Source organism: Mucilaginibacter flavidus (assembly GCF_024055575.1).
GTDB lineage: Bacteria > Bacteroidota > Bacteroidia > Sphingobacteriales > Sphingobacteriaceae > Mucilaginibacter > Mucilaginibacter flavidus.
On sequence record NZ_JAMXOE010000003.1, the window covers coordinates 1 to 20,800 of the forward strand.

The window sequence follows — 20,800 nt, forward strand, 5'->3', positions numbered from 1 at the left end:
CAATTATCGCTTTTTAAAACTTGAGGGGGTGTGTTTTTCAATATTTACCAAAAAAAGCTTCTATTTAACACAAACCCCATTTTAATTCTATTTTTTATTTTTACCGGACAACAGTGATTTACGAATGATAAAGCCTACCTTAAAAATACTGCTTATCCCATACTAAAAGAAATTTGCCAGTATTGGGAAGATCGGTTAAAAGTGATGCCCGATGGAACATTGATGGTGCCCAACGGATGGTCGCCGGAACATGGCCCGCGGGAAGACGGCGTGATGCACGACCAGCAACTGGTATGGGATCTCTTTCAAAATTATGCAGAGGCCGCAAAAGCACTGGGTATTGATGTTGATTATCAGATAAAAATTGCAGATATGCAGGCTCATCTTGCCCCCAACAAAATTGGCAAGTGGGGGCAGCTGCAGGAATGGCAAGCCGACAGGGATGACCCCGACGATCAGCATCGTCATACATCGCATCTGTTTGCTGTGTATCCGGGACGTCAAATTAGCTTAAACGAAACACCCAAACTTGCTAAAGCGGCGATTATTGCACTGCGGAGCAGGAGTGGTAACTATGGAAAAAATATTAATACACCATTCACCCTTGAATCAACAGTTGGCGATAGCAGGAGGTCATGGACATGGCCCTGGCGTTGTGCATTATGGGCTCGTTTAGGAGATGGCGAAAAGGCGGGCATGATGATTAGAGGGTTACTTACCTACAATACCCTGCCCAACCTCTTTACCAGTCATCCCCCTTTTCAAATGGATGGTAATTTCGGTATAAGCGGCGCAATTGCCGAAATGCTTTTGCAAAGCCAGGCAGGTGAAATACAACTGTTGCCAGCTATTCCAAAAAATTGGGCAACTGAAGGAGCCTTTTATGGGTTTAAGGCACGCGGCGGATTTACAATTAACTGCAAATGGGTTAATGGCAAAGTTATCTTTTATCAAATTTACTCTGAAAAACCTGAAAAGGTAAAGCTCCGGGTAAATGGTCAGCTCAAAGAAGTTTTATCGGAACGATTGAAATGAGCACCAATTTCAAATATGTTTCCAAGGGCATTTGCATTAACGGAGAGTTTGGTTACGCCGGGGGGGGGGATCTTTGCTAGTTACAAGCGGGCGGGCGAAGTTAAGACCGGTACAATAGGTGCTTGAGAGAATGGCCAAAAGTCATTTTCAAATGATGCACTTTCCATAATAAGGCCTCCCGGATTGCCCGGAGGCTTTGCTGTTTTATGGATTTTGTGAGGCAGTTTTTGCGCTGTGCATTTTCCAGATGTTTCAAAATCCACAACATTTGCTGCAAACCCAGTATTCTTTGTTAATAAAGGCCACTTTTTAGACGGCGTTTTGAGGAGAAAAATTCCACCCCCGTTTTTCTGTTTAATCACCTTTTAAATCATTTAAACCAAATATTTAGTTTTTATTTCAATACACTTAGTGTTTATTTAACACGTCATAAATTACAAACTGTTAGCATTATTTTGCTTTATAATTTTGTTTTTTGGCATGTTATCTGCTTATCTTCGCCCATAAACTATATCGAATATTTATGTATATTATACACTAAGCCTATGAAAAACTTCATGACTTTAGGGCAATTTATTATTGAAAAACAGGCCGATTTTCCTTATGCCAAAGGTGAGCTTTCACGCTTGCTGCGCGATATTGGCATTGCCGCCAAAATTGTTAACCGCGAGGTTAACAAGGCCGGTTTAATGGACATTTTAGGAAATGCAGGCAGCACCAACATACAGGGGGAAAGCCAGCAAAAACTTGATGTATATGCCAACGAGCAGTTTATATCAGCCCTAAAAAGCGGTGGTGAATGTTGTATTGTAGCATCCGAAGAAAATGAAGACATTATCCGCCTGGATACCGATGTTTCAAAAAATGCCAATTACATCGTCGCTATCGACCCATTGGACGGATCTTCGAATATCGACGTTAACGTGCCTGTAGGTACCATCTTTTCTATTTACCGCAGGCGTTCGATAGACGGCCCCGCTACTATTGACGATGTGCTGCAAAACGGAACAGCACAAGTGGCAGCTGGCTACGTAATATACGGCTCATCAACCATGCTGGTGTACACCACTGGTAAGGGCGTAAATGGCTTCACACTTGATCCCTCGATAGGTGAATTTTGCCTGTCACACCCAAACATGCAAATGCCCGAAAGCGGGCTTATCTACTCCATAAACGAGGGCAACTATGTCCATTTTCCGCAAGGGGTTAAGCGGTATATTAAATATTGCCAGGTAGAGGATAAAGCCACCAGCAGGCCATATTCATCACGTTATATCGGTTCGATGGTGGCTGACATTCACCGTAATTTAATAAAAGGCGGTATATTTATTTACCCTGTTACAGCTTCGGCACCTAGCGGCAAGCTGCGGTTGGTTTATGAGTGCAACCCCATGGCCTTTTTAATAGAGCAGGCGGGAGGAAGAGCAACCAACGGCGCTTCACGGATTTTGGACATCGATGTCACAGAGCTGCATCAGCGTTCGCCAATTTTCATTGGCTCGGAGCAAATGGTTCGCAAGGCGGAGAGTTTTATGGCTGGGGAATTATTACCGGATGTTAAGGAACACGAAACAGCAAACGCTTTTTAAACAGCTGATGGCAAATATTTACCCATTTAGCGCCATCAGGCCCAGCCCGGTTTACGCCGACCAGTTAGTGTTTACCACCATGCAGGCCGAATCAGTAGCCGGCAATTTAAACAAAAGTGGGGCGCTACCACCGCTTAAAACTTTGTTAGAAACTGTAGCAAGGCAAAGGCCCGAAATACCCGAACTACAGGCGGATGCTTTTGAAGAGGTGAAGAACAAGCTCCAAAGTTTGCTAAGTAACAACAGGCTTTGGCAGGATGCAAAACCCGGCATATACGTTTATGAAATAGCACATAAAAACTACCGCCAAACCGGCATTTGGGCGCTCACCGGTTTGGCGGATTATACAACAGGCAAGGTGAAAATACACGAGCTTACTCTTGACGACAGTGTGCGCAGGCTTAAAAACTACAGGCAACACACAGGGTTGGAGGGTAACCCGGTATTATTAACCTATCCGCCAAGCATGGTAATAAACCGGATAATTGCTGAAACCAGGGAGAAAACGAAAAAAACAAGTTTTGGCAACCGCGAAGCTTTCCACAGGCTTTGGAAAATTGAGGACGAGGCGACAATTAAAAAACTAACAGATGCTTTTGCACAAGTGGATGTTGTGTATGTTGCTGACGGGCATCATCGGCTTAAATCGGCCAGGATGCTGGCGCAGGAACAACAGGCTGCCGGCTTACCGGTGTTTGATACCATCACATCGCTTTATATGGCTACCGACCAATTACGGATGCAGGAATATGACCGCGTGGTATTACCTGCGACGGCGATAGACAAACACGAAGTATTAGATAGGATAATGGAAAATTTTGATGCTAAGCGTATACACGGTAACAAGCCTTTGCAGCCGAAAGAGAAAACCCAAATGGGGATGCACCTGGCAGGCCGCTGGTTTAGCCTGGCGCCGATTATTCCGCCTGCCGGGGAAAATGCTGATAGCCTTGACGTATCGATACTTCAAAACCAGGTTTTGGCCCCCATATTTGGCATCACTGATCCTGGGGCCGACACCCGTTTAAAATGCATTGGCGGCGATAAAGCTATTGAAGAAATACAAGCCTTGCTGGAGGAACACCCGCAAGCAGTGGTCTTTACACTTTGTCCGCTTTCTGTTGAGCAGTTGCTTAAAGTAGCCGATGCCGGCGAGATATTACCCCCTAAGTCAACGTGGATTACACCAAAGGTACCATATGGCCTTTTAATGTTCAGGCATAGTTAACCCCGTTATTTCACCCGCCTCGCACCGTTATTTCACCCCCTGTAAATACCGTTATAATACCCGTTGCACTGCAGATTTTTAGTTTCTAAATTTAACCATTCATTAATTGATATGTTGTTAAACAAAAGAATACCAAATCGCTGCTCTATAAATACTTTAACCTAAACCTTATCACAATTTTGCAAAACTACAGTCCCGAACCGCCATCATTAAACCAAAGCGTCGACGAAAAGCTTTTTCGCCTGCTTGTAGCAAACGTAAAGGATTACGCCATCTTTATGATTGACCCCAACGGCTGCATAATGAGCTGGAACCCCGGTGCAACCAACATTATGACTTACCGCGAGGATGAAATTATCGGCAAGCACATAACCATTTTTTACACCGCAAAAGATGCTGAGAATAACGAACCACGCAATCACCTGAATAAGGCGCTAAAGTTTGGTTCGTTTGAAAGCGAAGGCTGGCGGGTGCGTAAAGATGGGTCGGCATTTTGGGCGAACGTGGTTTTTACCACAGTTTACAACGATGCGGGGCATTTGGCTGGTTTTGCAATAATTGTGAGAGACATAACCGAGCGTAAGTTGCAAGACGAACGGCGCGAAGGACTGCATGCCGAACTGGAAAAGAGGGTGCGGGAAAACACCAAAAAAATAATAACCAACGAACTGCGTTTTCGCAAACTGATCGAAAATAGCTATGACGGTATTACCCTGTTCGATCAAAACCTGCATATTGTTTACCGTAGTATATCGTCGGAAGAGATAACAGGCTGGAGCAATACGGCCCGCGATGGTTATGAATTTACAGGACTCATTCATCCGGATGAAAAAGAACAGGTAGAGCAATTGTTTACCGATTTAATACTGAACCCAAGGGTGCCAATGGTGTGCAGCTTTAGGGTGATGCATAAAAATGGGCACTACTTATGGGTTGAGTGTATTTTTACCAATATGCTTAACGACAAAAGCATTGCGGCCATTGTTTGCAATTTTAGGGATATAACCGGGCGGAAAAATGCCGAGGAAGAAATACAAAAAAAAAATGCGCAGGTGGAAAATATATTAGAAAGCATTACTGACGGCTTTATAGCTTTGGATACCAATTTTTGCTATACTTATGCCAATAGGAAAATCGGCGAAATGCTGGGCTGCACTCCCGAATCTTTGGTAGGACGTAATGTATGGGAAGTTTTCCCGAAAGCAGTTGGCTCGCATACCCACAAGGCCTTTAATGCGGCCATGAAAAAGCAGCAATATACTTGTCACCAGGATTATTATGCCCCCTTGAATCTATGGCAGGAAAATCATATTTATCCTTCGCCTTCAGGCTTGTCAGTGTTTATCAGGAACATCACTGAAAAGAAAATGGCTGAGCTTGAGCGGGAAAAAATTACTGCCGACCTGGTTAAACGCAACAATGACCTGGAGCAGTTTACCTACATTATATCACATAATTTACGATCGCCGGTAGCGAATATAAAGGGGTTGTCGGATTTGCTGAATTGTTTTGACCATGCCGACCCCGATTGTATAACAGCGATCGACTCGCTTGCCCTATCAGTGAAAAATCTCGATAAAGTAATTATGGACCTCAACCAGATTTTACAAACAGGTAACCAGTTAAACGATAAAAATGAGTTGGTATCGCTTCCGGTATTGATTACCGAAATAAAGTCGGGTTTGCAGGATATGATAGCGGCTAACAACGTATCCATCTTCTATGATTTTAGCTGGATTGATGAATTGTATATCCTTAAAAGCTACATATACAGTATTTTTCAAAATCTAATTGTAAACAGCATTAAGTATCGCCGCACCGAGGTCGACCCGATAATCCATATCAGCACTGTGCTAAAAAAAGACAAGGTGATCATCAGCTTTAAAGATAACGGCAAAGGCATCGACCTTGATAAAAACAGCAAACAGTTGTTCGGCCTTTATAAACGCTTTGACCACAGTGTAGAAGGCAAGGGCATGGGGCTTTTTATGGTAAAAATGCAGGTAGAAAGCCTTGGCGGAACGATAAGCGTTGAAAGCGAATTGGGCAAATGGACTGAATTTAAAATAACGTTGCTGCTGGAGAAGGGAGCGTATAAAAGTAAAGCTGGTTAAAATAACCACGGAGTGACAGAGGATGCACAGAGAACACAGAGCCTGTCAGTTTGATATTTTTTCTCTGTGTGCTCTGCGTTTTTCCTCAGTGTCTCCGCGGTTAAAGAAAAGCATGCATATCAACCTCGAAAAGCATAACCAATTATATTTTCATGGTGAGATAACGAAACAGGGACGCTCGTTTCCTCGTTTCCCTTAAACAAGATTGGACAGCCATTTTTATTTTTATCTATCCTGAAATCAAATTCGCCGTAAAGACATTTCATTCTTTCAATTAAAAACTGCCTTACTTCGTTTGATTGGTTTTCATGGGCGGTGTCAGAAACCAGCTTAAATCCCCAATAGACATTTAGGAAATCGTCAGTATCATTAATTACCGTCGATATTAATTTATCATACAATAGTGAGCAGGAGTGGAGCTCGACTTTCCCAAATGTTACAATGCCGGTTAAAGCCGGATATCCGTTAAATCCAGCTCCCTCTTCTGTAATACCATCGAATTTTTCAATGATATAAGCAGGCTGCAGGTGTAATTCTTTAACTACAAACTTTACCGGTGTAAAAACCAAACCGGCGTCATGCCTTTGCAGGAATTTATAGGCCGATTCTTTTATCGACCATAATAACCACACAAAATCTTCGAAAGGTATTCCAGCTAAACTGAGCTCGTTGTAAAGGGGAGTTTCGGACTCAGTGAGTATTTTGGAGTAAAATTTATGTTGATTGGTGCGGGCAGCGTTTATTGCACTTAGTGCTACAATATCGTTACCCGTACTAATCATGCCTTTTCATTTAGTTTTTCGCTTATCACATCAATACAGGTACCTACGTTCACCATTTTATCTGCCGAATCGTAGTCAATTTCGATATCATATTTAGCTTCTGCATCTATAATTATATCAACCAGGTTTGCCGAATTGATTTTCAAATCTTTGATGAGGTCAGTTTGCTCATTGATGCTTGCAAGCATCTCCTTGTTAGTAGTATAGGGCGCAATTACCTTTTTGAGCTCATCTAAAATTTCCGTTCTTGTCATTTTATTTGTTGTATTTACTTAGTATTAAACAGGAGTTCACATCCCCAAAGCCAAAATTTGCTTTAGCTGCAATGTTAACTTCTTTTTTTATCATTTTAACCGGCAGTTTTTCCAAACTTACCAGGTTTGCTATCTCGGGGTTTGGATCCTCAAAATTTATATTCGGATGTACAAACCCGTGCACTATCTGCAATATGGATGCCACAGTTTCAATGGAACCTGCCGCGCTAAGCGAATGGCCTATCATCGACTTCAATGAGTTGGTCAGCGGAAAATCATCCCCGCCCCGGCCCAAAGCTGTTATCCAGTTTTGAATTTCCTGCCTGTCGGCATTAGTTGCGGTTAAATGGCCGCTTATTAAATCAATTTGATCGGACCCGATGCCGGCCATTGACATTGCTTCCGTAATACACCTTACCACACCGGTAGAGTTGGCTGCTGTCATTGTTCCGCCAAGCCTTTGTCCGCCCGAATTGCTCGAACCGCCCAAAACCTCGGCGTAAATGTGCGCGCCGCGTTCCAGCGCAAAATCCAAATCCTCCAACACCAACGCACCCGACCCTGAACCAGGCACAAAGCCACCGGCCGTAATACTCATTGGCCTCGATGCCTTTTCGGGGGTATCGTTAAATTTGCGCGAGAGGACCCGCATCGAGTCGAACGCACCATAAACGTAGGTGTCTACATGTTCTGTGCTGCCCACCAGCATCCGTTTGGCATAACCATCTTTTATAAATTCATAGCCCATTAAAATAGCTTGCGTGCCTGTGGCACAAGCAGATGAATTGGTCACTACTTTATTTCCGAGGCCCAATCTGCCCGAAATATAGGACGTTACCCCGCTATTCATAGCCTGCTCAACTACCCGCGAACCAAGCTTTTTGGCTTCCTTGTTGTCGACCTTGGCGATAACATTTTTCATAGCCTCGGTATCGGCAATACTGTTACCAAAAACACAGCCTGTCTCCCAGCGCGGTTCCTCAGTTTCGCAATCCATTCCTGAGTCGGCCCAGGCATCCATGGCGGCGACTAAGCCGTAACCAATGTTAGTACCTTTAAGCCCGTGAAAAACCACTTCAGAGATATAGTTTTTTGTTTTTAAGCTCTCCCAATCAAAAGCGGGCATACCCGCAACCTGGCAGCTAAAGTTAAGCTCCTGGTAGCGCGGCATAAACTTTATACCCGATATGCCGTTTTGTATAGCATGTAAAAAAGCCGGGATACCTACGCCGTTTGGCGATACTACACCCATCCCGGTTACCACTACACGCTTACCCATTTTTTTTCAAGTCGATATTTTTTATAATCCCCGAAAACATCCCGCTTGCAACTAATTCGTGCTCGCTGTCAAGCATCTCCACATAACATTTTAATTTGCCGAAGCGAAAATATTGCTTTTTAGAAACCACTGTTACTTTTTGCCCCGGTAAAACCATCTTAAAAAAGGATACGTCGGTTGATGTGAGCAGGGGAAATAAATTGTCATCATCGTCAAAATTCAAATCAGTCTCCTTCAAAATTAAAAATATACCTAATACCACCAGGCCAATTTGCGCCATAATTTCAGTGATAATCACCCCGGGTGTTACCGGGTTGCCTGCAAAATGGTCCTCGTAAAAAAACGAATCCTGTTTTAGCGTGTACTCGCCTCTAACCTCGTTTTCACTCAGCAGTGATATATTATCTACAAAACGGAAAGACGATTTATAAGGTAAATGGTTTAATATATGATTGTTCATGTATGCATTTAATTATTACTACCGGCAGTGCTCGCCTCCGTCTGCATGAATAATTGAACCATTTATCCAGGCGGCCTCGTCTGTGCACAGCAGGTAGATAACACCGGCAACGTCATCTGGTTTTGTTAATCTTTTAAAAGGATTACGTTCAGCGCCGATCACTAATAATTTTTCGCTCCCGGGGATCATTTTTAGCGATGCCGTTGCAGTTACGCCGGCTTGTATTATGTTGGTTTTCAATCCATAAATACTAAACTCAACCGCCATATATTTTGCCAGGCTTTCCAGCGACGCCTTAGCGATAGATACTGCTGCGTAACCTTCCCAGTACTTGTGTGCGCCTTCGCTGGTGAGGCCTATAATGCGCCCGTCATTATTAAAAAGGCCGGCATTTAAAATAGATTTTGTCCAATCCAGCAAACTGTTGCTCATGGCGTAGGTAGTCATTTGGATATCGTCAATTGACAAGGTGTTATACGCCTCATCGCCTTTATTACCCTTAATGGTGAGTGGTTTTAAATTACCGCGGGCAATACTGTGAAGCAATAATTTCACGCTGCCTTCAGAAGCGATAGCAGCAAATTCGGTTACAAAGGATTCCCGCGCGGTAGCATCCAACGCATTAATGTTGTACGGTAAAATTTTTACGGAATTGGACTGCGCAATTTGAACGAGCTGTTCTTTAAGAGCTTTATCGGCGGCTTTATTCTCGCGGTAAATAACAGCTACGTTCATACCGTGCTTGGCCAGTTTTTCGGCCGCGGCAAAGCCGAATCCACCCGAACCACCCAAAATAACCGCCCATAAATCTTTAAATTGTAGATGTTTATCCATTAAAACTCCTTAAACCTTTGCAGTTTTAACCTGTCTTTGTTATGTTAACGTTAACTTATTGGGTGCAATACTCCTTAATTAGCCGTCAAAGTAAGCAAAAATAGCTTAAATATAGTGTATGTATTACATATATTATAACAATTGGCGGGCTTGTATGTTACATGTCAGTAACAATTATGGTGGATTTTGGCAAACTGCCAATTTTTGCATTTAATTGAGTTGCCGAAACTTATATTTTATTTATGTTTGATAGCTATGAAAATTGTTTATAAATGGAAAACGGTCTTTGTTTTCCTGTTGATTGCCGGGTTTGCCAAAACAACATCTGCCCAGCAAAAATTTGAAAAAGCCGAATTTTATAAGGTGATGGATGAAGGCAATTTGACGGCTATAAACAGCCAGATTGAAATTGTACAAGCTTCATCATCGCCAAATAAAGAAGGATACGACGGTGCCCTGTTGATGCGTAAGGCAGACAAGGTAGCGGTACCGGGGCAAAAGCTGAAATTCTTTAAGGCCGGCCGGATAAAATTAGAAACGGCATTATTGGCAGACAATGATAATACTGAATACCATTTTTTGCGGTTGGCGATTGAAGAACACGCGCCGAAAATTGTAAAGTATCATTTTGATATTGAAAAAGACAAAGCATTTGTGCTGAAGAATTTCAAAAGCCTGCCTGAATCGGTGCAGCATGCTATCAGAGATTATTGTAAAAAATCAAAAGTTCTGCATGCGGAAGAATTGTAACTTTGTGCCCCAATGAGTAAAAAAGTCCTGGCAATTTACTATACCCAATCAGGCCAGATGGGTGAAATTATTGACACGTTTACCGCCCCGCTTGTTAAAGCCGGCGCCTCTGTCGAAAAAGTACAGGTAAAGATGGTAAATAGCTATGATTTCCCATGGACAGGCAAGCGCTTTTTTTCGGTTATGCCCTCATGTGTGTTGGGTATCCCGGAGCCTATCGAGACCCTGAATTTAAAAGAAACTAACTACGACTTGGTTATTTTAGGCTACCAACCCTGGTTTTTATCGCCAAGCATCCCGACAAATTCTCTGCTGCAAAGTGATGAGTTTAAAGCAATGATAAAAGATACACCGATGGTAACCATCAGTGCCGGCCGTAATATGTGGATAAACTCCTACGTTAGGGTGCGCAATATGATAAAGTATGCCGGTGCGAATTTGGTTGGCAACATCGCGTTGCTGGATAAGCATCCAAATCCCATAAGTTTCGTAACCATTTTTTATTGGATGCTAACCGGCAAAAAAGATAGGTATTTAAATATCTTCCCCAAGCCGGGTGTTTCCGAACAGGATATTGCTGCAACAGCTGTATACGGCGCAACGGTAGCTAGTCATCTTGAAAACGGCAGCTGGGACACGCTGCAGGACGAGTTAATAGCCCAAAAAGCCGTCGAAATTAACTATAAGCTGATGTTTATTGAGGCACGGGCCAAACCGATATTTGCTGTGTGGGCAAAGATTATTGCCGGACGAAAGAACCGCACGCCCTGGCTTAGCGCATTTAAATATTATCTTTTTGTTGCATTATTTTTGGGCGCGCCTGTTTTATTAACGCTCGATGCAATATTTTTAAAACCTTTTTCGTCAAAACGAATTAAACGTAATAAATTAAAATACTTACAAGTAATAAATTAAGATTCCCTAAAATGTCTGATACCAAAGTTTATATCAACCATACCGCTGCGTTTTTCCCAAACGAGCCTGTTTCGAACGACGAAATGGAGCAGTACCTGGGGTATATTGATAATAGGCCATCAAAATCGAAAAAAATTGTGCTGCGCAACAATGGTATAGTAAACCGTTATTATGCGCTTGATAAGGATCACAAATCTACCCATACCAATGCCCAGATGACTGCCGAAGCGGTAAGGGCTTTATTTGATAACGACCCCGAAAAAATGAAAGGCCTCGAATTGCTTTCATGCGGTACTTCGTCGCCCGACCAGATGATGCCGAGCCACGGCGTAATGACACATGGCTGGATACCCGAAGTTGGGGGGATCGAGGTGGTATCGCCGTCAGGTGTTTGCTGTGCAGGGATGCATGCTTTAAAATATGCTTACCTGGCTATTAAATCGGGCGAGGTTACAAAGGCGGTAGCAACGGGTTCGGAACGGTTTTCAGGTTTGTTGGTATCTGAAGTTTTTGAAGAAGAAGCGCAAAAGCTTAAAGAAATGGAAGAAAACCCTTTCATTGCTTTCCAAAAGGATTTTTTAAGATGGATGCTAAGCGATGGCGCATCGGCATTTTTAATGACGGATAAACCAAACGAAGAAGGGCTTTCACTGCGTGTTGAGTGGATCGAGGGCGTATCTTACGCAAACGAAATGGCCACCTGCATGTATATGGGTGGCGAAAAGCAGGAAGATGGCACCTTAAAAGGCTTTATGGACTATACGCCCGAAGAGATCATGACCAAATCCATCTTCAGCGTAAAACAGGATATTACATTGTTAAGTGATAATATCGTACCGCTTGGAGGCAGAAAGATTAAGGAGATATTTGAGAAAAAAGGGCTTGGCGTCGACGATATAGACTACTTTTTACCGCACATCAGCAGTAACTTCTTCAAGAGCAAGATTTACGATATGATCGAGATTTATGGCGGCGGCATCCCTTACGAAAAATGGTTTATCAACCTTTATACTGTGGGTAACGTGGGTGCAGCATCAATTTACCTGATGATTGACGAACTGTTTAAAAGCGGCCGTTTAAAGAAAGGTGAGAAAATTCTTTGCCTGGTTCCTGAAAGCGCGCGTTTCTCATATATGTACGCCATGCTCACCGTTTGCTAAGTAGACCAAATGAAGAAGGATGAAGTGCCACAGGATTTAAGCTCGCTTGGAAAAATTACCAAAGAAGTTTGCTATGCAACGGATAACGATGGTAAATATGTAACCAAGCTAAGCAGCGGCTGGGAGGTAAAAATCACAGCGCTTGATACAGCCTGGAGCGACATTGAAAAACGGATTGCAGCCGCGAGGCAGCAGGTTTTGGAAGGCAAGGCAAGTCCCCTTTTATTTTTTATGGAATACAGGCTGATGGACGTCGCAATTTTAGCAGGCTATACCGGCTTTTGGAAGTGGCAGGTAAAAAGGCATTTAAAGCCGGAAGTATTCAACACATTGTCCGATAATAAACTACAAAAATACGCCGAAGCGTTTAATACAAAGGTGGATGACCTTAAAACTATGACCGTGCATGAAGATTGATTTTGAACATCGTCAGGCTGCACATTGTGAATCGGGCGTAACCAGCAACTTATTGTGGAGTGCATCCGGCGGTAAAATTACCGAACCGCTGGCCTTTGGCATAGGGGCTGGGTTGTTTTATGTTTACGTACCGTTTATAAAGATTAATAATGGCCCGGCGATAGCTTTTCGCACGTTCCCGGGGCATATATTTAAGCGTACCTGCAAATCGCTGGAGATTGCGGTGGTCAGCAAAAAATTTAGCTCGAAGGAAAAAGCTCAAATTTATCTGGATGAGTGCCTGGTTAATGGCCACGCAGTTGGCTGCCAGGTAGGGGTTTACTATTTACCTTATTTCCCAAAAGAGTACCGTTTCCATTTTAACGCGCATAATTTAATTGTTTACGGAAACGACGGCGACAACTATTTAGTTAGCGACCCAATAATGGAGGGGACAAACGTGATGGATAGTTACCAATTGGAAAGGGTTCGTTTTGCAAAAGGTGCGCTATCGCCTAAAGGGCATATTTACTATCCAAAAGAAAATAAAACCATTACCGACGACCAGATAAGGCAGGCCATTAAAGGCGGTATCAAAAAAAATGTATACAATATGTTGAATATTCCCGGCAGCTTTGCCGGCGTGAGCGGCATAAAAAATACCGGCCTTAAAATAAAGAAATGGCGCGATAAGCTTGGGCTGGAGAAAGCCGGCTTGTACCTTGCACAAATGGTGCGCATGCAGGAAGAGATTGGCACCGGCGGTGGTGGTTTCCGATACATATATGGCGCATTTTTGCAGCAGGCAAATATTTACCTGCCTGAAAACGGTTTGTGTGATATATCTCGTATATTCACTAAATCGGGCGATATGTGGCGCACAGCCGCCGTTCATGCAGCGGGGATTTACAAGGGGCGCCTTAGCACCCAGGAAGAATTTAATGCCATGGGCGATTACCTCCTTGAAATTGCAGCAATTGAGAAAACTGCGTTTGAAACTTTAAAGCAAATAAAATGGCGGTAAGCACCCCTTTAGCTATAGATATTGAAAATATTGGTTTTAAATACCCGGGCAATTCCGTGGTGTCGTTTTCTAAGCTGAATTTGCAGATAGCTAAAGGTGAGCGCTTTGGGTTATTCGGCCCAAATGGGGCAGGAAAAACCACGCTCATTAGCCTGATGACGGGCCTGCTGTCGGTAGATGAAGGACATATCAAGCTTTTAGGCCAGGAAGTTGGCAAACATAACAATGCTGTTAATAAGCTGTTTGGCTTTGTACCGCAGGATTTCTCATTTTACCAGGAACTCAGCCCGGTGGAAAACCTGCAGTTTTTTGGCGCCTGGAGCGGTTTAGACAAACAAACCATTAAGCAACGTTCGGATGAACTGCTTGATATTTTAGGACTGGATGAGGTGCGCAATAAACCGGTCGACAAGTTTAGTGGCGGTATGAAGCGAAGGGTTAATTTAGCCATCGGCGTAATACATAAACCTGAAATTATATTTTTAGATGAGCCGACGGTAGGGGTGGATGTGCAAACCCGCCACGCGATTATTGCTTATCTGCTGGAATTGAATAAAGGCGGCACAACGCTGATTTATACCTCTCACCAGCTAAGCGAGGCCGAAGATCTTTGCAAACAAGTTGCCCTGATTGACAATGGCAAAATTATAGCACAAGATAGCTTAGACAAATTAATGGCCGATCATAAGCAGGAAAGCCTTGAACAGATGTTTTTGAACTTAACCGGAAAGGATATAAGAAACGATGTTTAAGTTAAAGGCCACCATAATAAAGGATATCCGCATTTTGCTGCGCGACAAGGTGGGCATTTCGCTGATGTTTGTGATGCCCATTATTTTGGTGGTGGTGGTTACCAGCATCCAGAACAGCACTTTTCAACTGGTTAACAAAAACCGGCTGTCGATACTCATCAATAACAGCGATACAGGGCAGGCAAGCAAACAACTGGTAAAAGCCATCGATAAAATCGGGATGTTTAGGGTATCGCAGGTAAAAGGCCCCCAAACTGAAAAATCAATAACAGAAATTATGCACCAGCGAGATGCGATGCTGGGTGTTATTATTCCTGCAAATTTCTCCGCCCGGGTTTCGGCAAAATCAAAAAATATTGCAGGCAAAGCACTAACAAGCTTTGGGCTGCAGGGCGATACGGTAAAAAAAGTTTACGATGTTGACCCGTTAACCTTGTATTATAATCCTATTCTGCAGGAATCAATCAGGCTATCGGTAAAAGGCGCAGTAGGTAGTGCCTTGCAACTTGTTGAAAGTCGGGAGACTTTAAGGAGCCTCTACTTTTCTATCAATGAAAAGCAACTGCCCGAAAGCCTTGAAAATGAAATGCTGAATAACAAAACTGCGATTAACGAAATCGCAGTAAGTAAAGACGGCACACGCATCACCCCGAACGCTACCCAACACAACGTGCCGGCATGGACTATTTTTGCCATGTTTTTCATCATTATGTCCTTAGGCGGCAGCGTAGTAAGGGAGAAGGTAAGCGGCAGTTTTATCCGTTTAAAAACATTGCCTACTAATTATATGGTTGGCCTTTTATCCAAACAGATAGTTTACCTGCTGGTTACAATTTTGCAGGCCGCCGTGATATTCTCAATGGGTATCTGGTTGTTCCCGTTTTTTGGGTTGCCGGCGCTCAATTTACCGTCCGACTTGCTGGCGTTAGTAATTGTTACCATAATTTGCGGCTGGTGCGCGGTTAGTTATGCCATTTGTGTGGGCGTATTTGCCGATACGCAGGAACAGGCTAATGGCTTTGGTGCGGTATCGATAGTAATACTGGCGAGCATAGGCGGTTTAATGGTGCCGAGTTTTGCCATGCAGGGCTTTTTTAAGTCGGCGGCGGATATTTCGCCGATGCACTGGTGTTTACAGGCCTACTACACTTTATTCCTCGAAGGTGGGAAATTAAAGGATGTTGTAAACAATATCATACCTTTGTTTATTATTACACTTGTGTTTCAATTTGTAACCTTTATCGGGTTAAAACGAAAGAATTTAATATAATTGCCTCAATGGAGACCACAGCACTCAAAGAACAACTAAAAACCCAAATCATAAAGTTTTTAAACCTTACCGACCTTACCCCAGTCGACATAAAAGACGATGAGCCACTATTTGGCGATGGCCTGGGACTGGATTCCATTGACTCTCTCGAACTTATCGTACTGCTGAAAAAAGAATACGGCATAGATATCCGCGATCCACGTGAAGGCCGCAAAGTGCTGGTTGATGTGGCTACCATGGCGGATTATATCCAGGAACATTCAAGCAAGTAATTTTTTGTCTTAAAATTTTGTTTTTGCGAGTGAGGAACGAGCGTGGCAATCTCGTCGCAATGCATGGCCGCCATGTATAGCTATGAAGTTGCCTCCGCTAATCATCGGGACGCGGTGACAAAGTTGATTAAGTGCAAATGAAACTGCCTTGGAATTTAAAACAAACCCGATCTCCATCAACCAACTTAGCATTTACATTAATCTCATCGACGATTAATTTATAGTCAATTTTCAACAGAATAGCATTTGTTGCTGCCGGGACAATCATCCCAACAAATTTTAAATTACCCGCTTTTTTAAGCTGAACGGAATATCCAAGAGCGCTTTCTAAAACATCTTTTACAAGCTGTAACATACAAGCTCCCGGCACCACCGGCTGTCCGGGGAAATGACCTTTAAAAATAGAACTGCCGGGGTTGATGGATAAATTAGTTTTTATAACCCCATCTGTATGGATTAAGCTGTCTACAATAAATAAATCATCATTTCCTGCCGCCATGTCCCCAATTAAATAGCTGAAACCAGCATTAATGAATGATATTTATTTTGATAGTGGTTGTATAGCAATATTTTTTTCGAGGTAGCTGTAAACTCAGGGGTTTGCAAAACAGCCTTGGGTACTACTCCTTTTTTTACAATGTTCGCTGCCAACCATAAGGCAAATGTTGATGCCACAGTATATTCACCACAAAGGTGTTTGTAGGCGGCTAAAGTGGTGTTTTTAAACAGCGAATCGCAAACCTGGGTATAAACAGCATCATTCCTGGTGTCGCCGTTTTTGCCGGTTATCACAAGGTCAATATCCGCAGCTGTTAACGAATGCTCGTATAAAAATGCGGTAATGCGCTTTTCAACGTCGGTCGGTTTATAAAAGAACGTGTGTCCCAGCAACTCGGCCTGGTTGTCTGCCGATGCTTTATCTGTTAGCAGGAAAAAACCCGCACCTTCGCCGCCAATGGTTCCTTTTGTGTTATGGTCGTATAACGACAGATTGGTCACAGGCTCCCGCTTGTATAAACCCAAACGGGTTAAAACGGTAAAGCTGGTGTCCACCATTTCTTCGGTTCCACCCACCAGGATATTGTCGGCTTCCTGCTCAATTAAAAGCATAGTTGCATCAAGCAGTGCACTTTCAAACGACATGCCCTTGTGCACAAACGTGTTGTTATAGGCATGGCATTGCAGCATCAGCGCTATTTGAGCAGCTACTGTATTGTGGGTTGATTGTATAAAGGCGGTAGGGGGAAGCAACTCTTCTTCCTGTTCAATTATGCGGGTTAAAAAGGTAACGGTATCTTCCATGCAGCCAAACGCCGTACCGGTGATTATGGCGCCGGGCATTTCAACATTGCCGTTTATCAAGCATTCTTTTGCTGCAGATACGCCCATTTTTATCACATGGCTCATCCGCCGTATTTGCTTCGGATCGATGAACTTTTTATAATCGGGTTCAATGGCCCTTAAACGTGTCCCTTCATATTCAACAACGTCTGTTAAAAAGCCCTGGTTGCCAAAAGTATTTTGTGCCGATATACAGGCCGATGAGCGGATATATACTTTCATGGTTAAACTGCTGAAAATATTAAAGATGTACAATTGCCGCCAAAGCCAAACGAGTTCGACATTACGTGCTTTATATCCTGTCCTTTTAAATATTTTGTTTCAGGTTCAAATGGCAGGTCGCTTATCCTGGTCTTAAACCGCAGGTTAGGATAAATTAATCCGTGTTTGATAGACAATACGGAGAACACCGCCTCAATACCGCCGCTTGCACCCAGTGTATGCCCGGTAAATGATTTAGTCGAGCTTACAGGTGGGTAGTTTGGATCGAATAACCGCTTAACTGCAGTACCTTCAGCGCTGTCGTTATTTTGAGTGCCGGTACCATGCAGGTTAATGTAACTGATATCGGCCGGTTGCAAGCCGCTTTTTGCCAGCGCGCCTTTCATAGCCATGTATGAGCCGGTACCCTCAGGCGACGATGCTGTTTGGTGGTAAGCATCGTTGCTGTTATTATAGCCGCTTAGTTTGCAATAAGCAGGGTTGGTTAGTGTTTTTGCTACCTTATCCGAAACCAATACTACGTAACCGGCACCCTCGCCAAGATTTAATCCTTCGCGGTGCTCGTCAAACGGTTTGCAAAACTCTTTGTCCAGTATCATTAATGTATTAAAGCCATTTAACGTAAACTTGGTAAGGGCATCAACTCCACCCGCCACTGCTACGTCCAGCATGTTGTTTTTTATTAGCCTGGCGGCATAAAAAATAGCGTTGGCCGATGATGAGCAGGCCGTGCTGATGGTAGTCATAAAATCGGTAATGCCCAGCTGGTCGGCCACAATCTCCGTCATGCTGCCGCACTCGTGGTCGAACACGTTTTTCAGTTTGCCCTTGCTGTTATCGGCCAAAAACTCCACGAAAAAATCTTCGCTTTTATCCATACCGCCAACCGAGTTAGCCGAGACAAAGCCGGTGCGCAGCTCCTTTAAGTTTGGGATTGCGGCATCGTTTAATGCTTCGCGTGCTGCAACCAGGCTCAGCAGTGCTGTGCGGCTGTTGTGGGTGGTTGGCCCTGTAACAGCAATCAATTCCTCATCGGTTAATTTAACCTCGGCTACGGGCAGCTTATGGCGGTGTATGGTATTAAGCAAAGTAATCTCCGCCATGCCGGCTTCACCGCGTTCGAACGCAGCAAGGTGTTCCGTTACATTATTCCCTATCGCCGAAATTACACCCACACCTGCCACGTAAACTGATTGACTCATATAGCTATTTAAATAGTATTAAAAATGCTGTCTATATTTTCAGGCGAAAATAATAAAGCTTGTTCATTTTTTTTCTTTTCAACCAAAAACAAGGTTGCTTTGTAATCCTGCCCCAAAACATCGGCCCAGCCACAAATACAGGCTTGCAAAATATCATTGTCGAGCAGATAATTTACCTGTTGCGCTATAAAAGCTGCGTCGAATTTTTCCTGTATGAAAAAAGCATGCTCGCCTTTAAAATTATTCCTGATACAAATTTCTCCAATAACGATGTTGGGCAAGGTGTAAACAAATACGGAAGGGCTCGGGATATCACTTATGGTATCGAAATACTTGAGGTCGTTATCCAAACTTGAGTTTGAATTGGTCAAAACTACACCAATTTCCTCCGGTTCATAATTAAATCGTTCGAAATCGTCTTTCAATAATATTTCAGCCGTGAGCCAGCCCAGTTTGCCTAAATTATCCATTTTATAAAATTTTGGATAATTGAAGTGGAAGTGCTGGTAAACCGAAAGCAGAAATGCTGTAATATCAGTCCCCGGGTTTTTAAATAGCGTTATACCATTTTTATTTACCGCATTTTTGGCGATGGTGCAGGTGGATGATAAGTATTTGTTTGTTGCCAATTTTTATCTTGCTTATTTTCTGAACTGGGATTTTTCACCAGTTGTTTTATTTTTTAAGGCGTTCAGGATGGCTTTGCCGTTAAACTGATTTAAAGATTTACAGGATGCATTTTTTCATCATGATAATCTGTTAATCCTTTAATCATGGTTCATTTTCCAATTATCACCGCCGCATTACAGCCCCCAAACCCTGATGCTGTTTTAATAAAATTAACAGCATCAATTTGCAATGGAGATGTACACACGTTTACCTCGCTGGTTACGCCATTTTCTGCAAAGCCCAAAGTGGGTATCACCAGGTTCTCTTTTAATGATTGTATAAAAACAATAGATTCAATCAAACCCGCTGCGCCTAAAGTATGCCCGTAATATCCTTTTAAACTATTTAATGGGACCGATTGCAAGCCCGATAGGGCCAGAGCACTTGCTTCCATCTCATCGTTATAAACGGTAGCCGTGCCATGTGCTGATATAAAATCAATATCAGCTACGGCCAACCCTGCGTCGCTCATTGCTTGTTTCACTGCTTGCGCCAGCCCTGCCCCGGTGCGTGACGGCCCCGAAATATGGTTGGCATCATTGCTTACCGAGCCACCCTTGACTTTAATACTACCTTCAAATTTCTTTTGGGTGGATAGTATGATTGTTGCCGCTCCTTCGCCCAAATTCAACCCGTCACGACTTTTATCAAAAGGCCTGCAAACCGCCGGACTAAGTGCCTGGAACGATTGAAAGCCTGAAACTATAAACTTCGAAATAACGTCGGCCCCGGCTATCACAACGTTTTCATATTGACCAGCCTTTAACAAGCGCATACCAGTTATAATTGACATTACACCCGATATGCAGGCATTGGATATAATGATGGATTGGTTTTGAAAACCAAAATATTCTGCTACCAGTTTTGCGGACGCTGGCATTGCTATTCGTTGCTGTAATGCCGGGTTGTTTTCTTCTGTTTCCAGCAGGCTGATGTTGCCTTTTGTACTGGAGATTATTAAAACTGTTTTCTTTTCTTTTGGGTCGATGCCGCTATCGATTAAAGCATCGGCAATGGAGGCGATAAGCAGTTGTTCAAATTTTGTATAACCTTCGCCGGATTGGAGAAACCGGGCATTTTCATCAAATAATGAAGCATAAAATGGAATAGGGGATAAGTTTGCGTTGTTATGTTGTTTTACTCCCGATACACCATTTTTAAGCTGCTCAAAGTTCTCGGTCGTAGTTTTACCCAGCGGCGATAAAATGTTATCAGCAACTACAAAAACATCATGCTCACTAATCTTGCTCAT

23 protein-coding genes and 1 pseudogene are annotated in these 20,800 nt (G+C 43.2%); 13 read left to right on the plus strand and 11 right to left on the minus strand.

The genetic code is table 11. The annotated features are described in order from the left end of the window. Nucleotides 1-129: 129 nt before the first annotated feature. A pseudogene (locus NAF19_RS07870) lies at nucleotides 130-798 on the plus strand (glycosyl hydrolase family 95 catalytic domain-containing protein); the annotation flags it as partial. 6 nt (nucleotides 799-804) lie between these two features. After that, complete coding sequence (locus tag NAF19_RS30920) at nucleotides 805-1,035, plus strand: glycoside hydrolase family 95-like protein (RefSeq protein ID WP_440347862.1); 231 nt, start codon at nucleotides 805-807, stop codon at nucleotides 1,033-1,035. An 80-nt stretch (nucleotides 1,036-1,115) separates the two neighbouring features. Here NAF19_RS30920 and NAF19_RS07875 read toward each other — a convergent pair whose 3' ends face one another. Further along, nucleotides 1,116-1,397 carry a hypothetical protein gene (locus NAF19_RS07875; protein WP_252789302.1) on the minus strand — a complete coding sequence of 94 codons (282 nt, stop codon included), beginning with the start codon at nucleotides 1,395-1,397 and terminating at the stop codon, nucleotides 1,116-1,118. 183 nt (nucleotides 1,398-1,580) lie between these two features. Between NAF19_RS07875 and fbp the strand changes: the two genes are divergently transcribed. The 3 genes from fbp to NAF19_RS07890 all read left to right on the plus strand — a co-directional run bounded on the left by fbp (nucleotide 1,581) and on the right by NAF19_RS07890 (nucleotide 5,966). Beyond that, a complete protein-coding gene (gene fbp / locus NAF19_RS07880) occupies nucleotides 1,581-2,624 on the plus strand; it encodes a class 1 fructose-bisphosphatase (protein WP_252789304.1) in 1,044 nt (347 codons plus the stop codon). Beyond that, nucleotides 2,590-3,852, plus strand: coding sequence for a DUF1015 family protein (locus tag NAF19_RS07885; protein ID WP_252789305.1), 1,263 nt, complete (start codon nucleotides 2,590-2,592; stop codon nucleotides 3,850-3,852). The genes fbp and NAF19_RS07885 overlap by 35 nt, the downstream gene beginning before the upstream one ends. A 179-nt stretch (nucleotides 3,853-4,031) precedes the next feature. Beyond that, nucleotides 4,032-5,966, plus strand: a complete 1,935-nt coding sequence (locus NAF19_RS07890) for a PAS domain-containing sensor histidine kinase (protein WP_252789306.1) — start codon at nucleotides 4,032-4,034, stop codon at nucleotides 5,964-5,966. 119 nt (nucleotides 5,967-6,085) lie between these two features. Here the strand turns inward: NAF19_RS07890 and NAF19_RS07895 are convergent, their stop codons facing one another. From NAF19_RS07895 to NAF19_RS07915, 5 genes are read right to left on the minus strand one after another with little or no spacing between them, the layout of a single operon-like run. Continuing rightward, on the minus strand, nucleotides 6,086-6,748 hold the full coding sequence (locus NAF19_RS07895; protein WP_252789307.1) for a 4'-phosphopantetheinyl transferase family protein: 663 nt from the start codon (nucleotides 6,746-6,748) through the stop codon (nucleotides 6,086-6,088). Continuing rightward, on the minus strand, nucleotides 6,745-7,002 hold the full coding sequence (locus tag NAF19_RS07900; protein WP_252789309.1) for an acyl carrier protein: 258 nt from the start codon (nucleotides 7,000-7,002) through the stop codon (nucleotides 6,745-6,747). The genes NAF19_RS07895 and NAF19_RS07900 overlap by 4 nt, the downstream gene beginning before the upstream one ends. 1 nt (nucleotide 7,003) lies before the next feature. Next, on the minus strand, nucleotides 7,004-8,281 hold the full coding sequence (locus tag NAF19_RS07905; RefSeq protein ID WP_252789311.1) for a beta-ketoacyl-[acyl-carrier-protein] synthase family protein: 1,278 nt from the start codon (nucleotides 8,279-8,281) through the stop codon (nucleotides 7,004-7,006). Beyond that, nucleotides 8,274-8,741: a 3-hydroxyacyl-ACP dehydratase FabZ family protein gene (locus NAF19_RS07910; RefSeq protein WP_252789312.1), complete on the minus strand. Its 468-nt coding sequence runs from the start codon at nucleotides 8,739-8,741 to the stop codon at nucleotides 8,274-8,276. The genes NAF19_RS07905 and NAF19_RS07910 overlap by 8 nt, the downstream gene beginning before the upstream one ends. 18 nt (nucleotides 8,742-8,759) lie before the next feature. Further along, nucleotides 8,760-9,575: an SDR family oxidoreductase gene (locus tag NAF19_RS07915; protein ID WP_252789314.1), complete on the minus strand. Its 816-nt coding sequence runs from the start codon at nucleotides 9,573-9,575 to the stop codon at nucleotides 8,760-8,762. 255 nt (nucleotides 9,576-9,830) lie between these two features. Here NAF19_RS07915 and NAF19_RS07920 point away from each other — a divergent pair, with 255 nt between their 5' ends. The 8 genes from NAF19_RS07920 to NAF19_RS07955 are packed head-to-tail and all read left to right on the plus strand — an operon-like array spanning nucleotide 9,831 to nucleotide 16,114. Beyond that, nucleotides 9,831-10,325: a hypothetical protein gene (locus NAF19_RS07920; RefSeq protein WP_252789316.1), complete on the plus strand. Its 495-nt coding sequence runs from the start codon at nucleotides 9,831-9,833 to the stop codon at nucleotides 10,323-10,325. A gap of 12 nt (nucleotides 10,326-10,337) precedes the next feature. Next, a complete protein-coding gene (locus NAF19_RS07925; protein ID WP_252789317.1) occupies nucleotides 10,338-11,240 on the plus strand; it encodes a hypothetical protein in 903 nt (300 codons plus the stop codon). A gap of 11 nt (nucleotides 11,241-11,251) precedes the next feature. Beyond that, a complete protein-coding gene (gene darB, locus NAF19_RS07930) occupies nucleotides 11,252-12,400 on the plus strand; it encodes a dialkylresorcinol biosynthesis protein DarB (protein WP_252789318.1) in 1,149 nt (382 codons plus the stop codon). A gap of 9 nt (nucleotides 12,401-12,409) precedes the next feature. Next, nucleotides 12,410-12,817, plus strand: coding sequence for a flexirubin biosynthesis protein DarG (gene DarG / locus NAF19_RS07935; RefSeq protein ID WP_252789320.1), 408 nt, complete (start codon nucleotides 12,410-12,412; stop codon nucleotides 12,815-12,817). Then, on the plus strand, nucleotides 12,807-13,820 hold the full coding sequence (gene darH, locus NAF19_RS07940) for a BtrH-related acyltransferase DarH (RefSeq protein WP_252789321.1): 1,014 nt from the start codon (nucleotides 12,807-12,809) through the stop codon (nucleotides 13,818-13,820). The genes DarG and darH overlap by 11 nt, the downstream gene beginning before the upstream one ends. Then, nucleotides 13,811-14,572 (plus strand): ABC transporter ATP-binding protein, encoded by a 762-nt coding sequence (locus tag NAF19_RS07945; RefSeq protein ID WP_252789323.1) that lies wholly within the window; start codon nucleotides 13,811-13,813, stop codon nucleotides 14,570-14,572. Before darH ends, NAF19_RS07945 begins: the two co-directional genes overlap by 10 nt. After that, on the plus strand, nucleotides 14,565-15,842 hold the full coding sequence (locus tag NAF19_RS07950; RefSeq protein WP_252789325.1) for an ABC transporter permease: 1,278 nt from the start codon (nucleotides 14,565-14,567) through the stop codon (nucleotides 15,840-15,842). Before NAF19_RS07945 ends, NAF19_RS07950 begins: the two co-directional genes overlap by 8 nt. 8 nt (nucleotides 15,843-15,850) lie before the next feature. Then, nucleotides 15,851-16,114, plus strand: coding sequence for a phosphopantetheine-binding protein (locus NAF19_RS07955; protein ID WP_252789327.1), 264 nt, complete (start codon nucleotides 15,851-15,853; stop codon nucleotides 16,112-16,114). 127 nt (nucleotides 16,115-16,241) lie between these two features. Here the strand turns inward: NAF19_RS07955 and NAF19_RS07960 are convergent, their stop codons facing one another. The 5 genes from NAF19_RS07960 to NAF19_RS07980 all read right to left on the minus strand — a co-directional run bounded on the left by NAF19_RS07960 (nucleotide 16,242) and on the right by NAF19_RS07980 (nucleotide 20,800). Continuing rightward, entirely contained in the window at nucleotides 16,242-16,613 is a 372-nt protein-coding gene (locus tag NAF19_RS07960; RefSeq protein WP_252789329.1) for an ApeI family dehydratase, read from the minus strand. A gap of 8 nt (nucleotides 16,614-16,621) precedes the next feature. Next, entirely contained in the window at nucleotides 16,622-17,677 is a 1,056-nt protein-coding gene (locus NAF19_RS07965; protein ID WP_252789332.1) for a beta-ketoacyl synthase chain length factor, read from the minus strand. A gap of 2 nt (nucleotides 17,678-17,679) precedes the next feature. Continuing rightward, entirely contained in the window at nucleotides 17,680-18,879 is a 1,200-nt protein-coding gene (locus NAF19_RS07970; RefSeq protein ID WP_252789333.1) for a beta-ketoacyl-[acyl-carrier-protein] synthase family protein, read from the minus strand. Between the two features lie 8 nt (nucleotides 18,880-18,887). Further along, nucleotides 18,888-19,508, minus strand: coding sequence for a hypothetical protein (locus NAF19_RS07975; RefSeq protein WP_252789335.1), 621 nt, complete (start codon nucleotides 19,506-19,508; stop codon nucleotides 18,888-18,890). Between the two features lie 149 nt (nucleotides 19,509-19,657). Further along, the gene (locus NAF19_RS07980) at nucleotides 19,658-20,800 is read right to left on the minus strand and encodes a beta-ketoacyl-[acyl-carrier-protein] synthase family protein (protein ID WP_252789337.1); all 1,143 of its coding nucleotides are present in this window, start codon (nucleotides 20,798-20,800) and stop codon (nucleotides 19,658-19,660) included.

Excerpts from the sequence above, each read along its gene's own strand:
- NAF19_RS30920 (WP_440347862.1), top strand. The coding sequence starts at position 805 with ATGCTTTTGCAAAGCCAGGCAGGTGAAATACAACTGTTGCCAGCTATT.
- NAF19_RS07910 (WP_252789312.1), bottom strand. The coding sequence starts at position 8,741 with ATGAACAATCATATATTAAACCATTTACCTTATAAATCGTCTTTCCGT.
- NAF19_RS07945 (WP_252789323.1), top strand. The coding sequence starts at position 13,811 with ATGGCGGTAAGCACCCCTTTAGCTATAGATATTGAAAATATTGGTTTT.
- NAF19_RS07900 (WP_252789309.1), bottom strand. The coding sequence starts at position 7,002 with ATGACAAGAACGGAAATTTTAGATGAGCTCAAAAAGGTAATTGCGCCC.
- fbp (WP_252789304.1), top strand. The coding sequence starts at position 1,581 with ATGAAAAACTTCATGACTTTAGGGCAATTTATTATTGAAAAACAGGCC.
- DarG (WP_252789320.1), top strand. The coding sequence starts at position 12,410 with ATGAAGAAGGATGAAGTGCCACAGGATTTAAGCTCGCTTGGAAAAATT.
- NAF19_RS07970 (WP_252789333.1), bottom strand. The coding sequence starts at position 18,879 with ATGAGTCAATCAGTTTACGTGGCAGGTGTGGGTGTAATTTCGGCGATA.
- NAF19_RS07895 (WP_252789307.1), bottom strand. The coding sequence starts at position 6,748 with ATGATTAGTACGGGTAACGATATTGTAGCACTAAGTGCAATAAACGCT.
- NAF19_RS07950 (WP_252789325.1), top strand. The coding sequence starts at position 14,565 with ATGTTTAAGTTAAAGGCCACCATAATAAAGGATATCCGCATTTTGCTG.
- NAF19_RS07980 (WP_252789337.1), bottom strand. The coding sequence starts at position 20,800 with ATGAGCAAGATTAGTGAGCATGATGTTTTTGTAGTTGCTGATAACATT.
- NAF19_RS07965 (WP_252789332.1), bottom strand. The coding sequence starts at position 17,677 with ATGAAAGTATATATCCGCTCATCGGCCTGTATATCGGCACAAAATACT.
- NAF19_RS07925 (WP_252789317.1), top strand. The coding sequence starts at position 10,338 with ATGAGTAAAAAAGTCCTGGCAATTTACTATACCCAATCAGGCCAGATG.
- NAF19_RS07960 (WP_252789329.1), bottom strand. The coding sequence starts at position 16,613 with ATGGCGGCAGGAAATGATGATTTATTTATTGTAGACAGCTTAATCCAT.
- NAF19_RS07955 (WP_252789327.1), top strand. The coding sequence starts at position 15,851 with ATGGAGACCACAGCACTCAAAGAACAACTAAAAACCCAAATCATAAAG.
- NAF19_RS07915 (WP_252789314.1), bottom strand. The coding sequence starts at position 9,575 with ATGGATAAACATCTACAATTTAAAGATTTATGGGCGGTTATTTTGGGT.
- NAF19_RS07920 (WP_252789316.1), top strand. The coding sequence starts at position 9,831 with ATGAAAATTGTTTATAAATGGAAAACGGTCTTTGTTTTCCTGTTGATT.
- NAF19_RS07885 (WP_252789305.1), top strand. The coding sequence starts at position 2,590 with ATGTTAAGGAACACGAAACAGCAAACGCTTTTTAAACAGCTGATGGCA.
- darB (WP_252789318.1), top strand. The coding sequence starts at position 11,252 with ATGTCTGATACCAAAGTTTATATCAACCATACCGCTGCGTTTTTCCCA.
- darH (WP_252789321.1), top strand. The coding sequence starts at position 12,807 with ATGAAGATTGATTTTGAACATCGTCAGGCTGCACATTGTGAATCGGGC.
- NAF19_RS07905 (WP_252789311.1), bottom strand. The coding sequence starts at position 8,281 with ATGGGTAAGCGTGTAGTGGTAACCGGGATGGGTGTAGTATCGCCAAAC.